Here is a 14,835-nt window from a genome sequence, read left to right as displayed (position 1 = left end):
TACCCAATGGATTTCAAGATGCATCGCGACGGCAAGGGAGTAAATCCCCGGGAGCATAGGTAACGATGTGACCGGGGTGAGCGAGTGCAGCCAACAAAGAGGCAACTTGAAAGATAACGGGTATAACAATGCATGATTCTAGTAATAACTCGATTAATTTAGCCTGACAGATTCCCTGTCAGGCTTTTTTTATTCTGCAATACTCCTATAATCCTGCTGATCTTTTTATGGGGTACAGTCATGCAGAAGAAATCTATTTATGTCGTCTATACTGGTGGAACCATTGGGATGCAACGCTCATCTCAGGGATACATCCCCGTTTCCGGGCATTTACAACGCCAATTAACAAAGATGCCCGAATTTCATCGACCGGAGATGCCGACATTCACCATCCGTGAACATCAACCATTGATCGATTCTTCTGATATGACTCCAGAAGACTGGCAATTTATCGCTGATGATATCCGAGAAAATTACCATGATTATGATGGGTTCGTGATCCTGCATGGCACGGATACAATGGCATTTACGGCATCTGCCCTCTCCTTTATGTTTGAGAATCTGGGTAAACCAGTCATTGTCACCGGGTCACAAATCCCATTGGAAGCACTGCGCTCTGATGGGCAGACAAACTTGTTGAATGCGCTTTATCTTGCCGCTAATTACCCGGTTAACGAGGTCAGCCTGTTTTTCAATAATAAACTGTTTCGTGGGAACCGGACCGTCAAAGCACATGCCGACGGTTTCGATGCTTTTACTTCACCAAACTGTTCTCCATTAATGGAAGCCGGTATTAATATTAAAACCTTCAATACAGATTCCACCTTTGCTAGTCACGGTAAATTTATTACCCATCAGATTACCCCTCAGCCCATTGGCGTAATCACCATTTATCCCGGCCTTTCCAGTCAGATTGTGAATAATATTTTGATGCAACCAGTTAAGGCTCTCATCCTGCGCTCATATGGCGTCGGAAACGCACCTCAACACCCTGAATTATTAAAAGAGCTAAAACAGGCAACAGAGAGAGGGATCGTGGTCGTTAATTTGACTCAATGCATTTCTGGCCGAGTAAATATGGAAGGGTATGCAACGGGCCATGCTCTGGCTGAAGCGGGGGTGATAAGCGGCTACGATATGACTTTTGAAGCAACTTTAACCAAGTTGCACTATTTACTCAGTCAACCCTATGGCAATGAAAAAATTCGTTATTTAATGCAACAAAATTTACGTGGTGAATTAAGTTATGCTGATAAATAATCAAGGAAAGAGATGAAAACGACCCTATTACTTATTGATCTACAGAACGACTTCTGTACCGGCGGTGCTTTAGCCGTAGAAGAGAGTGAACAAGTCATTGCTGCGGCAAATCAGGCGATTGCTATTTGTCTGAAACACAATATCAGCATTATTGCCAGCCAAGACTGGCATCCTGCTGAACATATGAGCTTTGCCGTAAATTCCGGCCAGAAGATCGGCAATATCGGTCTATTAAACGGTATTCCACAAGTATGGTGGCCGGTACACTGCGTTCAAAGTCAGCATGGCGCTGATTTCCATCCACAGCTAAACAAGCAAGCAATTGTTGAAATTTTCCACAAAGGAGAAAATCCACAGATCGATAGTTACAGTGCTTTCTTTGACAACGGCCATCAGAATAAAACCCGACTTGATGACTGGTTACAAACACAGCAAATTGAACGCCTGTTTATTATTGGGATTGCCACTGACTATTGTGTGAAATTTACCGCGCTAGATGCGCTGGCATTAGGTTATGAAACCTGGGTCATTACGGATGGCTGTCGAGGGGTTAACCTTAGTCCAAATGATAGCCAATCAGCCTTCAAAGAGCTAAAAGAGCAAGGCGCTATATTGATAGAACTTGATCAACTAGAAGATGCTCTTCTCTGATATCAATCCAAGGTCAGGCTGAGTCTTACACACTCAGCCTTTTCATATCTAATTTGCCAAAGATTATGGCTTGAATGTTGCCACCATTTTAGACTGAAAGATCGCTTTCAGTTCTTGTTTACTCTTCATCACCAACTGACCATCAGTACCAATCGTCATATGCTGCGGATCATGGTTATGCCTTGATTGCCATAGCATAATCATTTGCAAACTATGCTCTTTCTGCTCTACCGTTAAAGGCACACCATCCTGCCATTTACCCAGTTCTACTGCCTGAACCAAGCGTTGATATATTTCTGGTGTCATTACAGATAACAGATCATCCAGTTCCATTGATATTTCCTCATTATTTTCCAGAATTAGCTGAAACGATTTTTTACGTAAACTAAGATTATGCCCGCAATAATAAAAACGATTAACCTACTGTTTTTTCGCCTGTATTTTCATCAGTAAAGCTTAATGCAACCGAGTTGATACAAAAACGCTCTCCTGTCGGCTGCGGTCCATCAGGGAACACATGCCCCAAATGAGCATTACAATGACCGCAACGAACCTCAATACGATGCATATTGTGACTATCATCATCAAGATACTGCACTGCATCATGAGTGGCAGGCTGGTAAAAACTCGGCCAGCCACAACCAGAATCAAATTTAGTGTCGGACATAAATAACGGCTGCTCGCAGCACAAACAATGATACACGCCACTTTTCTTATTATGTAGCAATTTCCCTGAAAATGGCGGCTCTGTCCCGGCATTCTGGGTTACGTGACGCTGAATATCAGTTAGTTCTTTATAAAGGGAAACATCAGGATTCTTAGTCATAACGACCACCTTAATAATAAGACTCATGTTCTCAATAAAATTGATTAATAATAACAAAAAATTAACATTACATCAGTGGAATTTATTTTAAGTGGTTAACTGAATCTGTCTATACCCTATGGATTTCAAGATGGATCGCGACGGCAAGGGAGCGAATCCCCGGGAGTATAGGTAACTATGTGACTGGGGTGAGTGAATGCAGCCAACAAAGAGGCAACTTGAAAGATAACGGGTATATCCTACTATTTGTGATGTGACTCGCATATCTAACCAATTAACTTTCAATATCTGTCTGCACCTTGATAATGATGGGCGGCTCGATTGCCAGTACCCTATAGCAAGCGTCTAAATGATGAACTCAAAGCTAATGTTTTTCAGCTATTGACACGATTCCGCTTGACGGCTGGCAAGGTTTTGGTAACTTTAGTAATAATTTTTAATTCACTAAAAAATAGCTGGTGGAACACTATGACTATCAAAGTAGGTATCAACGGTTTTGGTCGTATTGGCCGTATTGTTTTCCGTGCTGCACAAGAACGTTCAGACATCGAAATCGTTGCAATCAACGATTTGCTCGACGCCGAATACATGGCTTACATGCTGAAATACGATTCAACTCACGGTCGCTTCAACGGCACTGTTGAAGTAAAAGACGGCCGCCTGATTGTTAACGGCAAAGCTATCCGCGTTACAGCAGAAAGAGATCCAGCTAACCTGAAATGGAATGAAGTAGGTGTTGATGTTGTTGCAGAAGCAACAGGTATCTTCCTGACTGACGAAACTGCACGTAAGCACATTGCCGCTGGTGCGAAAAAAGTTGTTCTGACCGGCCCATCCAAAGATGACACGCCTATGTTTGTTATGGGAGTTAATCACAAAACTTATGCAGGCCAGGAGATCGTTTCCAATGCTTCCTGTACCACTAACTGTCTGGCACCGCTGGCTAAAGTTATCAATGATAAATTCCGCATTGTTGAAGGTCTGATGACCACTGTTCACGCAACAACGGCAACTCAGAAAACAGTTGACGGTCCTTCTGCGAAAGATTGGCGTGGTGGTCGTGGCGCTGCTCAGAATATTATCCCATCATCTACCGGCGCAGCTAAAGCTGTGGGTAAAGTTATCCCTGAACTAAATGGTAAGCTGACTGGCATGGCTTTCCGCGTTCCTACTCCTAACGTATCTGTTGTTGACCTGACTGTACGTCTGGAAAAACCAGCTACTTATCAACAAATCTGCGATGCAATCAAAGATGCGGCTGAAGGTGAACTGAAAGGCGTTCTGGGTTACACCGAAGATGATGTCGTATCTAACGATTTCAATGGCGAAAAACTGACTTCTGTATTTGACGCAAAAGCAGGTATCGCTCTGAACGACAACTTTGTAAAACTGGTTTCCTGGTACGACAACGAAACCGGTTACTCTAACAAAGTTCTGGATCTGATTGCTCATATCTCCAAATAACTGAGTAATTACTTTGTCTGAAAAGAGCTGCCTTCCCCCGGCAGCTCTTTTGTTTCAATCTGTGTACAACATGCGTTATTCTTGGGCTATTGCCATTAGCCCGGCTTTGGTTCTACAAGGTTATACGGATGAACGATAAAATCTTTTCATTACCGGTTGCAGAACAGATTTCTCCTGCTATTAGTCAACGAAATATAGATGGCTTTCCACTGATAGTCGTCTCTCATCCTAAAGTTCGTGGTGCAATCAGCTTACAAGGGGCGCACCTTATCGCCTGGCAACCCAGTGGTGAAGAGCCGGGGTTATGGCTGAGCAAGAAAACCGCATTTGCAGCAGGTACCGCTATCCGTGGTGGTATACCTATTTGTTGGCCTTGGTTTGGTGTCTCAAGAGCACCAAGTCATGGCTTTGCCAGAATTCTTCCCTGGGAATTTAGCGCACATAACGAACATGAAAATGGCGTCATATTAACTTTCACACTGAAAGACAATGAATATACCCATAAATTGTGGCCTTATGACTTTACCTTGATTGCCCGTTTCAAACTGTGTGAAACCTGTGAAGTGGAGCTAGAAACCTATGGTGATTATCAAGCAACTTGTGCCCTGCACACTTATCTAAATATAGGCGATATTAATCAGGTTTCGATTAGCGGTTTAGGTAAACATTTTATTGATACGGTTGCTGACAAAGAGCAACACATCACAGCAGAGCATCTTATTTTCAATGGTCGCACTGATCGCATTTATACCGAGCCGGAAGATTTCAATTTGATAAGGGATAAATCGCTGAAACGGACTATTGAAATTCACCATTATCATCACAGTGATGTTGTATGCTGGAATCCAGGTGCCCAATTGTCAAACAGTATGAAAGATATGTGCAATGAAGGTTATAAAAATATGATTTGTGTAGAAACAGCTCGCATCAATAAGCCACTAATCTCTAAAGATGATAGCCCAGCCCATATTTCGGTGTTAATCCGTTGCCGGAAAGACTACCAATAAATATATCACTCATTCACATTAAAAAGACTGAATACTATCCCATGAATTCAGTCTCTATTCGATATTATCGCCGTGAGTAATTAAAAACTATATGTAACACCTGTCCAAACAATACTTGAATATGACTTATTAACCATTGGGCTATCTTTAATTTCACTCGGTAAACGCTCAACGCGCCCCATCATAAATACAGACCATTCCTGGTTAAATTTATAATTAGCAGATAATTCCAGATAGGGAGTCCAACTATCATCTGGCGTATATTTTTCTAGTCCGCTATGGCGTGATTCACTATCTTTAATACCATATTCATAACGATTTTGTTTTTTACTATTCCAAACCACACCTAATCCTGGTTGTAATGACCAATCATCACTTTTAAATTCATATAAATAAGCCAGGTCAATCGTTATGCCTTTACTTTTACCCAAAGTATCCGCAGCAAAAGAGCTACGCAACGTTCCCCAATCTTCAATATGACGATAGCTAAAACCCCCCATCATGGTATCATCGCGACGATCCAGCTTTTTCATCTGCTTATCTTCATTATCTTTTGGGCGAAAATTTTGAGGATAGTAATAGACATCTAAAGATAGCTGATCTTTTGGTTCATTCCACAAATAATACCCAGCGGCTAAAGTATGAAAATAGAAATTGTCACTTTCATAATTAACCATTGGAACAAACAACACTTTATCTTTATTCTTTACCCCTTTATAAGGTGATGCCTCAGCCAAAACAGAGGCACCAATTGACCACTGCCCCGCATAAGCCAAAGATGAAGAAAGACAAAAAGTGACGACTGTGGCTAAAACTTTAGCTTTGTTGATCATGATTAACTATTTCCTTTAAAACAATTATGCGATTAGCTATATCAAGTGTAAAAGATCATCTCCCTTATTTCCAAGTAATAACGTCCTATTTTGCCTTAAAAAGCACGATATGTTTAGTACCCGCCTAATTATTCTGACAAAAATAGGCAGATTATAGAAAACAAAGATATATTAATTTAGCGAAAACGGTAACTTATTTCCTGTAATAATACCAGAAACTAACGACTATTTAACACGCTACCTGGTATTTAACGACATATATACCCGTTATCTTTCAAGTTGCCTCTTTGTTGGCTGCACTCGCTCACCCCGGTCACATAGTTTGCTATGCTCCCGGGGATTCTCTCCCTTGCCGTCGCGATGCATCTTGAAATCCATTGGGTATAGATACCGGGACCCGATCTGCCAATGCGCACAATAATTCATAGCCAATTGTTCCAGAGTTCTCCGCCACATCATCCACCGGCAAATTTTGCCCCCACAATTCAACAGAACTACCAATTTGGGCCTGCGGACAAGGCGTTAAATCCACCGACAACATGTCCATTGATACTGTACCTAATACTTGAGTCTTAACGCCATCAACAATAATCGGTGTTCCTGTCATTGCACGACGGGGATAACCATCAGCATAACCACAGGCAACGGTACCGACTCGCATAGGGCCTGACGCGGTATATTTACTGCCATAACCAATTTTATCTCCTGCCTTGAGATTCTGAATAGCAATAATCTCACTTTGCAGACTCATCACTGCTTTCAACCCGATATCGGCAATATCTTTCCACTTTCCACTCGGTGAGGCACCATAAAGCACGATACCGGGACGTACCCAATCTCTATGAGTTTGTGGATACCACAAAGAAGCAGCTGAATTAGCCAAACACTGAGAAATATCCAATTCCTGATTGACCGAATTAATAACGTCAAGTTGTTCAGTAACGCCAATCTCCTTATTATCCGCATTCGCAAAATGTGACATTAATGTTATTTTCCCAATTTGCCGGATACCTCTTGCTAATGATAAAACCGCGCTATATTGATCCGCAGGAAATCCCAATCGATTCATACCGCTATTGAGTTTGAGATAAATATTGATGGGTCTACTCAAATTGGCCGCTTCTATTGCTTCAAGTTGCCAATGGCTGTGCACTACCGTTGTCAACTGATATTCATCAATTATTGGCAAATCTTCGGGTTTGAAAAACCCTTCCAATAGCAAGATTGGCCCCTGCCACCCCTGCTCCCGCAATAAAATCGCTTCATCAAAATCAAGTAAAGCAAATCCATCAGCCTGATCGAGATGCCGCCATATACAACGCAAACCATGCCCATAAGCATTTGCTTTAACAACCGCCCAAATTTTACTATTACCGACCCTATTACGAATAATCGCCAAATTATTTTCCAATGCATCAAGATGGATCGTTGCCGAAATCGGACGTGGCATATTATATTAGCCTCTCAGTTCAGTGTGTAATTGATGGCTAAATGGCACCAATTTTGTATTAAAACCATTAATATAACGAAATACTGATAAATCATCAGATGCAATGGCAGGCTTTTTACCCGAAATAATATCAGCCAGTAACTGACTAGAACCGCATGCCATTGTCCATCCCAATGTACCATGCCCGGTATTTAGATAGAGATTGTGATATTCAGTCGGACCAACAATTGGCGTACCATCTGGTGTCATTGGACGTAATCCTGTCCAAAAATGAGTCTGAGTAATATCGCCACCGCCTGGATAAAGGTCTTGCACCACCATTTTCAATGTTTCATAACGTGCTTTAAGCAGATTCAAATTGAAACCGACAACTTCTGCCATTCCACCCACACGAATACGGTTATCAAACCGGGTAATCGCAATTTTGTATGTTTCATCCAATGCAGTAGATACCGGAGCCCGTTGTGCATCGACAATAGGCATAGTTAATGAATAACCTTTCAGTGGATATACTGGAATTTTGACAAGACCTTTCAGTAATTCAGTGGAATAAGCGCCCATTGCAACAACATAGTTGTCTGCTGTCATAACACCATCTTCGCACTGGACGCCGGTAATCCGATGCCCTTCCACCAATAACTGTTTGACCTGTTTATTAAACAGAAACGTTACGCCTGCCGCTTCTGCCATTTTTGCCAACTCTTTAGTAAAAAGCTGACAATCACCCGTTTCGTCGTTCGGTAATTGTAAGCCCCCCGTCAGTTTGTAAGCGACATGTGCTAATGCCGGCTCTACTGTCGCTAGCTTATCTGCCGTTAATAAATTGTAAGGAACACCTTCCTGTTCAAGAACGGCGATGTCATTCACGGCATTATCAAACTGCTTATTGGTGCGGAATAACTGAAGCGTGCCCCCCTGCCGCCCTTCGTATTGAATACCCGTATCTGCCCTCAATTGTTTGATACAGTCACGACTGTACTCTGCCAGTCGTACCATCCGGCTCTTATTTATCGCATAGTGACTTGCATCACAATTACGCAGCATCTGCCACATCCAGCGTAACTGAAACAGCGATCCATCCGGGCGAATAGCCAATGGAGCATGACGTTGAAACATCCATTTAATCGCTTTCAATGGAATACCCGGCGCTCCCCATGGGGTCGCGTATCCCGGCGAGATCTGCCCGGCATTAGCCGCACTGGTTTCTTCAGCAGCACTTCCCTGACGATCAATGACAGTGACTTCATGACCTTGCTGTACCAAATACCAGGCACTGGTTACACCAATAACACCACTACCTAAAACAAGGATTCTCATCATGGCCCCCGGACGATTTAAAATTCTAGGCAAGCATAATATGCTGATTATAAAAAACCAATATAGAACAATCATCGGTCACGTCAATAATCTACATTTATGATTTAGGTCACAATTAGATTACATTTATGCAACAGACTTATTTGTGATTTATATATACCCAACTTATGAAAATTAATATTAAAATCATAAAATTAAGATAATAATGACGATATGAACCACATGCTAATTATTTCATATCAAGTCATTATTCTGAGTTTTTCGGTGAAAAAAATGAATCAATTAAACAACCACAAGATACCAATAACCATCAATTAATCGAAATAAAAACCCAAATAAAAACCAAAAAATCAGAATAACATTCTGAAATAGAGACATTAACGATTAGCTTGAGATTGAATGAGAAAAAAGAAACAAAACGCCCGGTACAAAGCATTCTGCACCGGGTCAATTCAAAATAATTTTGATTTGAAACTACTAGATCGGATAAGGCCTGGAATTAAGTAAAAATACTAACGAGATATCAGCGACGCACTTCAGACAAATCACTTGGCATCGTACTTTGCATACTGTGCCAAATGACACCGCTATCTTTACCATAGTTACGTACACATTCCATGACGTTATCGTAAGATTTATCACGACATAATATCACCAGTTGCTGATAAAAATTCAGCGCCAATTTACGCGCCTCAGGATTAGAGAAGTAATAACGCCCTATACGGGTATATAACCCTTTCAACCCATTGATAATAAGGCCGTAAATTGGATTACCTGAAGCAAAAGCTAAACCACGGAAAATATCATAATCTAGCATACTAAATGAATCTGAGTTATCTTCCACATGCTCTTTTTCTGCCAGTACTTCCAATGATTTCCCCGGATTATGCTTAAAAGCCGTGCGAATAAATATCGCCGCAATATTCGTTCTCACCGCCAGTAGGTTATCAATCAACTCAGGAACGCGATCGTGATCAAGACGGGCCAGAGTCTCTAAAATATTAAGACCCGATGTTTCCCAAAAGTTATTCACTTTTGTTGGTTTGCCATGCTGAATTGTTAACCATCCATCACGTGCCAAACGCTGCAATACTTCACGCAGGGTGGTCCTTGTCACACCAATTAACTCAGATAATTCACGTTCTGCCGGAAGAATGGAGCCTGGAGGAAAACGGCCGTTCCATATACTCTCAATAATATACTCTTCCGCAAAACCTGCGGGACTTTGAGCCTTAATGACCATATTTTTATTATTCCAACGTGATTTTTTCAACTAATAATAGATGAAATTATATCAGAATACGCAACTTCAATATAGCTATACCCGTTATCTTTCAAGTTGCCTCTTTGTTGGCTGCACTCGCTCACCCCGGTCACATAGTTACCTATGCTCCCGGGGATTCACTCCCTTGCCGTCGCGATGCATCTTGAAATCCATTGGGTATATGTAGTCTAGAAAGCGTAAAGGCGACCATGAAAAAAAGCGTACTAATGCTTAATTATACCTCATTTCCCTTAAAACATTCTGTATTAAAGCGTATTATTGTTTAAAGAACACAATTTTACGAATTTAGAGGAACTTTAATTGCAATGGAAACCAGTATCCTAAAAACAGCGGTAAAAAACTTTCTCGGCAACTCGCCAGATTGGTATAAGCTCGCTATCATCATCTTTCTCATCACCAACCCATTAATATTCTTCTTTATTAATCCATTTGTCGCAGGCTGGCTGCTTGTTATCGAATTTATCTTTACTTTAGCAATGGCACTTAAATGTTACCCGCTACAACCGGGTGGCCTGTTAGCAATTGAAGCGGTCATTATCGGCATGACCTCACCTCAACAAGTTGGTCATGAAATTGCTAATAACTTGGAAGTTGTACTGTTGCTGATATTTATGGTCGCAGGAATTTACTTTATGAAGCAATTACTATTATTTGCTTTCACTAAACTCCTGCTCTCCATAAAATCTAAGCGTATGCTTGCCTTAGCATTCTGCCTAGCCAGCGCATTCCTGTCAGCATTTCTTGATGCCCTGACCGTTATCGCGGTAGTTATTAGTGTTTCCCTTGGTTTCTACTCTATCTACAACAACTTCATTACGGATCAGCATGATGTAATTAACGCTAAATATGAAAATGATGCTGATATAGCAAAAAAGAAACAAACTCTTGAACAGTTTCGCGCTTTTTTGCGCAGTCTGATGATGCATGCAGGTATAGGTACTGCACTCGGTGGTGTAATGACGATGGTAGGAGAACCACAAAATCTGATTATCGCCAAAAACGTTAATTGGGATTTTGTCACCTTCTTTATTCGCATGGCGCCAATTACCCTACCTGTCTTTCTCTGCGGGCTGCTAGTCTGTTTTCTGGTCGAACACTTTAAATTGTTCGGTTATGGTACAGAATTGCCAGAACGCGTCCGACAGGTATTGGAAGATTACGATAAAAAAACCAGCGCAAAACGAACACGTAAAGAAAAAGCACAGCTTATTGCTCAAGCGCTAATAGGTATATGGCTCATTGTCGCGCTGGCATTTCATCTGGCAGAAGTTGGTCTAATTGGCCTTTCAGTCATCATTCTAACCACGTCGTTCTGTGGTATTACCGAAGAACATGCACTGGGTAAAGCATTTGAAGAGGCACTACCGTTCACGGCATTACTGACTGTATTCTTTTCTATCGTTGCAGTCATTGTTGACCAGCAACTGTTTACGCCATTTATTCAGTTCGTATTACAGGTTTCTGAAACTTCTCAACTTTCCCTGTTCTATCTGTTTAATGGCCTGCTTTCATCAGTATCAGATAACGTGTTTGTCGGTACGGTTTATATCAATGAAGCAAGAGCTGCTATGCAAGAGGGCCTGATTTCACATAAACAATTTGAATATCTGGCTGTTGCGATTAATACCGGCACTAACCTGCCTTCCGTTGCAACACCTAACGGACAAGCCGCATTTCTGTTCTTGTTGACTTCGACATTATCACCATTGATTCGTTTATCTTATGGCCGCATGGTGATAATGGCATTACCTTATACCATTGTCATGACGCTGGTCGGTTTGCTGTGTGTAGAATTTCTGCTAATTCCAGTCACTGACATGATGGTTCATTGGGGCTTAATTGCTTTGCCATAACCAACCAATGCCGTATTGAGCAATGATTACGCTCAATACGGTTTTATTTTTCCTCGAAAAAGCCAGATTGACCTTAATTGACTTTTTTTGTTACCTGTAAATCGGCAAAATAGGCGCTCAATTGTTTATCTTAATCTGCATGGAAAAACGGAAATGATGCGATTTTTGAACCACTGTTCTCAAGGACGAAGCGCATGGCTGTTAATGATTTTGACAGCCCTGATACTAGAAAGCTCGGCATTATATTTTCAACATGCGATGAAATTACAACCCTGCGTGATGTGTATTTATGAACGGGTTGCTCTGTTTGGTGTGTTGGGCGCTGGGATATTAGGTGTAATCGCACCAAAAACGCCGTTACGCTGGCTGGCTATTATTTTGTGGGCCTACAGTGCCTGGAGTGGCCTGCAACTCGCATGGGAACATACTATGATGCAGTTGCACCCTTCTCCATTTAATACCTGTGATTTCTTCGTAAACTTCCCTTCATGGTTGGCGTTAAACCAATGGCTTCCTTCTGTATTCGAAGCTACAGGTGATTGTTCAGTAAGACAGTGGCAATTCCTGACATTAGAGATGCCACAATGGCTGGTGGGTATTTTTGCCGCTTATCTGGTTATTGCTACGCTCGTATTAATCAGCCAATTTTTTATTCGTAAATAACTACCAACTCAGACAGGTGAAAATGATTGTCTTATGAATCAAATATATACCCTATGGATTTCAAGATGCATCGAGACGGCAAGGGAGTGAATCCCCGGGAGCATAGCAAACTATGTGACCGGGGTGAACGAGTGCAGCCAACAAAGAGGCAACTTGAAAGATAACGGGTATAGTCGCAGAATCATGCCTAAGGTTGCCTATAACCGGATATCCGAACGGCATGTTCCTGCTTGCTTAATTTCTACCTCAAATTGATGCACAGGAACCCTGCAATAATGCCCTTTCATCACAACGCTTACCATTTGCCAACTGGCAAACAGGTATTTGCGCCCCATTTAATTGTATTGCTAATGCAGGCAGACCACCTGCATAAAGACAGATTGCTCTAACATTATCTCTAAGAACAACTTCCGATTGAGAGTATTGTATCCCTTGATATAGGGTAGATGTTTTCCCTGCCTGGCTACTGCAACCCGCTAATACAGCAATGCCCAAGAACACGCCTAATAAGACTATCTGGAATCCTTTCTTATTACTGGCATTTAACATATTTTTTCTCCAGAAAACGATTCAGGGAAAACAGGAACACCGTTAATTGTTAATTAATGTGCACTGCTGTTAGAAAGCAGATTTATTACCATCACACCGGCAACAATAAGAGCCATACCTAAAATAGCCGCCCAATCCAGCTTCTGCTGATATAAAAATATCGCGGCAACAGAAACCAGCACAATACCCAAGCCAGACCATATGGCGTAAGCAATTCCTAGTGGCACAACTTTGACCACCTGGGATAGCCCCCAGAAAGCGATGCCGTATCCAACAATGACCAGTATAGACGGGAATAATTTACTGAACCCATCAGAGGCTTTTAACGAAGCCGTTGCTATAACCTCAGCAACAATTGCCATTGCTAAATATACAAATCCATTCATATCCTTACTCTCTATAGTAGAAAAAACAAAGCGACCAAAATTAATAGACAAAAACGGATTGAATCTATCACAAACGCTTTAAGGTGTAACGTAACAAAATTGATATATTTCGTTCCTTAAATCCAATTCAAACCTTATTTACCCCCAGTTCAAGAAGTACCGCTCAGGCAGGAAAATCGCTGGGGAGATTTTACAGAGAATATGGAAAAGTGCTAACGATAGGTTCCAGCTTTGAGATTTAGATCAGAATCATTCGTACGATAACCTTTAGGATTTGTAAGAAAACATAGCACTGTAGAATTAAAAACGTGTACATTTATAAGATAAAAATAATCTTATCATTTGATTAAGCAATGATGGTGATGAAATGATAAGAAAGTTACGTTGTCCAACGTTGAGTCAACATGTTAAACACCACTACGGAAGCAAATAGAGTATATGAAAAGAAACATTCAACCCAGTTTCTGTATCGTACAACAACCCAGAGGATTAGTCGCTATTTACAAGATAAATTAGCGTAACATCAATAAAATCATTGAATTATATACATGCTATTAACTGGAAAAAATTAACCTGATAATAAATACATGCACCAATAATCTTACAGTTTTATGCAAAGTTTATCTTCCAGTTTAATTCATTGAATAAAAATATATTTCATTACCATTAATATAGGTGGGACACGCTTTTTTATATCAATGGCAATGTAGTTATTTGAAAAATACACTTACATTCCAACAAAAATATAAGCGTATAAACTGTATTTATCAATAAACCATCTCATCCCAAATGAGATATCCTGATGTTCCCGCCATATGATGTCGACAAGTAATATTAGCATACTGAACTGAAACAACCTCCTCCGGCTGACCATTATTATCATTAATAACATGCGGATAATTAACATTTAAATCACAAATTCTTGTCCCAGTGAGCAAGATAGAATAAAAAAGTTCTTGTGAACCTATTGAAGAGGTCCGATAAATATCAAATGTCAGTTCCAGCTTTTCACGGTTAGCAGCCGCTATCATTAGCAATGGGGAAGATTTATCTAATAATTTAATAAAGTTTACCGGCTGATAATTGACATGCTGAGCAACTGTCAGTCCATGATTGAATTGCAACACCATAATTTTATTTTCAAATCCATTCTGATACCGGTTACCAATAGAATCTAAAGTTGAACATCCTTGAGAAATAAGCCCCTGAGATTCACCTTTTATCGTCACATAAATCATATTTGCCATATTACACCTTAATTAACTTACCTTAATTAATTTACCTTATGTTC

Annotated in this window: 15 protein-coding genes; 6 read left to right on the top strand and 9 right to left on the bottom strand. The window is 40.8% G+C overall.

Annotated features, from left to right (window positions below; all coding sequences use genetic code 11):
• Positions 1 to 240 precede the first annotated feature (240 nt).
• The gene (ansA, locus tag LG003_RS01365; RefSeq protein WP_262980006.1) at positions 241 to 1,260 is read left to right on the top strand and encodes an asparaginase; all 1,020 of its coding nucleotides are present in this window, start codon (positions 241 to 243) and stop codon (positions 1,258 to 1,260) included.
• A 12-nt stretch (positions 1,261 to 1,272) separates the two neighbouring features.
• Complete coding sequence (gene pncA, locus LG003_RS01360; RefSeq protein WP_112875823.1) at positions 1,273 to 1,911, top strand: bifunctional nicotinamidase/pyrazinamidase; 639 nt, start codon at positions 1,273 to 1,275, stop codon at positions 1,909 to 1,911.
• Between the two features lie 63 nt (positions 1,912 to 1,974).
• On the opposite strand, the gene LG003_RS01355 is transcribed toward pncA, so the two are convergent.
• Both LG003_RS01355 and msrB read right to left on the bottom strand, forming a co-directional pair.
• Complete coding sequence (locus LG003_RS01355; RefSeq protein ID WP_112875822.1) at positions 1,975 to 2,244, bottom strand: YeaC family protein; 270 nt, start codon at positions 2,242 to 2,244, stop codon at positions 1,975 to 1,977.
• Between the two features lie 82 nt (positions 2,245 to 2,326).
• Positions 2,327 to 2,737 (bottom strand): peptide-methionine (R)-S-oxide reductase MsrB, encoded by a 411-nt coding sequence (gene msrB, locus LG003_RS01350; protein ID WP_112875821.1) that lies wholly within the window; start codon positions 2,735 to 2,737, stop codon positions 2,327 to 2,329.
• A 468-nt stretch (positions 2,738 to 3,205) separates the two neighbouring features.
• Here msrB and gapA point away from each other — a divergent pair, with 468 nt between their 5' ends.
• Both gapA and LG003_RS01340 read left to right on the top strand, forming a co-directional pair.
• Positions 3,206 to 4,201 (top strand): glyceraldehyde-3-phosphate dehydrogenase, encoded by a 996-nt coding sequence (gene gapA, locus LG003_RS01345; RefSeq protein WP_112875820.1) that lies wholly within the window; start codon positions 3,206 to 3,208, stop codon positions 4,199 to 4,201.
• Between the two features lie 128 nt (positions 4,202 to 4,329).
• Complete coding sequence (locus LG003_RS01340; protein WP_112875819.1) at positions 4,330 to 5,208, top strand: D-hexose-6-phosphate mutarotase; 879 nt, start codon at positions 4,330 to 4,332, stop codon at positions 5,206 to 5,208.
• 80 nt (positions 5,209 to 5,288) lie between these two features.
• Here the strand turns inward: LG003_RS01340 and LG003_RS01335 are convergent, their stop codons facing one another.
• The 4 genes from LG003_RS01335 to fadR all read right to left on the bottom strand — a co-directional run bounded on the left by LG003_RS01335 (position 5,289) and on the right by fadR (position 10,051).
• Positions 5,289 to 6,041 carry a MipA/OmpV family protein gene (locus LG003_RS01335; protein WP_262980005.1) on the bottom strand — a complete coding sequence of 251 codons (753 nt, stop codon included), beginning with the start codon at positions 6,039 to 6,041 and terminating at the stop codon, positions 5,289 to 5,291.
• A gap of 325 nt (positions 6,042 to 6,366) precedes the next feature.
• Positions 6,367 to 7,491 (bottom strand): catabolic alanine racemase DadX, encoded by a 1,125-nt coding sequence (dadX, locus tag LG003_RS01330; protein ID WP_262980004.1) that lies wholly within the window; start codon positions 7,489 to 7,491, stop codon positions 6,367 to 6,369.
• 6 nt (positions 7,492 to 7,497) lie between these two features.
• On the bottom strand, positions 7,498 to 8,808 hold the full coding sequence (locus tag LG003_RS01325; RefSeq protein ID WP_112875816.1) for a D-amino acid dehydrogenase: 1,311 nt from the start codon (positions 8,806 to 8,808) through the stop codon (positions 7,498 to 7,500).
• A 523-nt stretch (positions 8,809 to 9,331) separates the two neighbouring features.
• Positions 9,332 to 10,051, bottom strand: coding sequence for a fatty acid metabolism transcriptional regulator FadR (gene fadR, locus LG003_RS01320; protein WP_112875815.1), 720 nt, complete (start codon positions 10,049 to 10,051; stop codon positions 9,332 to 9,334).
• A gap of 347 nt (positions 10,052 to 10,398) precedes the next feature.
• Here fadR and nhaB point away from each other — a divergent pair, with 347 nt between their 5' ends.
• Together nhaB and dsbB are read left to right on the top strand one after the other, a co-directional pair.
• Entirely contained in the window at positions 10,399 to 11,946 is a 1,548-nt protein-coding gene (gene nhaB, locus LG003_RS01315) for a sodium/proton antiporter NhaB (RefSeq protein WP_112875814.1), read from the top strand.
• 153 nt (positions 11,947 to 12,099) lie between these two features.
• Positions 12,100 to 12,609 carry a disulfide bond formation protein DsbB gene (gene dsbB, locus LG003_RS01310; RefSeq protein WP_112875813.1) on the top strand — a complete coding sequence of 170 codons (510 nt, stop codon included), beginning with the start codon at positions 12,100 to 12,102 and terminating at the stop codon, positions 12,607 to 12,609.
• Between the two features lie 246 nt (positions 12,610 to 12,855).
• Here dsbB and LG003_RS01305 read toward each other — a convergent pair whose 3' ends face one another.
• The 3 genes from LG003_RS01305 to LG003_RS01295 form a co-directional block, all read right to left on the bottom strand.
• Positions 12,856 to 13,158, bottom strand: a complete 303-nt coding sequence (locus LG003_RS01305) for a putative hemolysin (RefSeq protein ID WP_112875812.1) — start codon at positions 13,156 to 13,158, stop codon at positions 12,856 to 12,858.
• A gap of 53 nt (positions 13,159 to 13,211) precedes the next feature.
• Positions 13,212 to 13,544 (bottom strand): DMT family transporter, encoded by a 333-nt coding sequence (locus LG003_RS01300; RefSeq protein WP_049581354.1) that lies wholly within the window; start codon positions 13,542 to 13,544, stop codon positions 13,212 to 13,214.
• Positions 13,545 to 14,311: 767 nt separating this feature from the next.
• On the bottom strand, positions 14,312 to 14,791 hold the full coding sequence (locus LG003_RS01295; protein WP_112875811.1) for an Hcp family type VI secretion system effector: 480 nt from the start codon (positions 14,789 to 14,791) through the stop codon (positions 14,312 to 14,314).
• Between the last annotated feature and the right edge of the window lie 44 nt (positions 14,792 to 14,835).

The sequence above is a fragment of the Photorhabdus kleinii genome (genome assembly GCF_025384885.1).
GTDB lineage: Bacteria > Pseudomonadota > Gammaproteobacteria > Enterobacterales > Enterobacteriaceae > Photorhabdus > Photorhabdus kayaii.
This window is presented reverse-complemented; position numbering and strand designations above follow the sequence as displayed.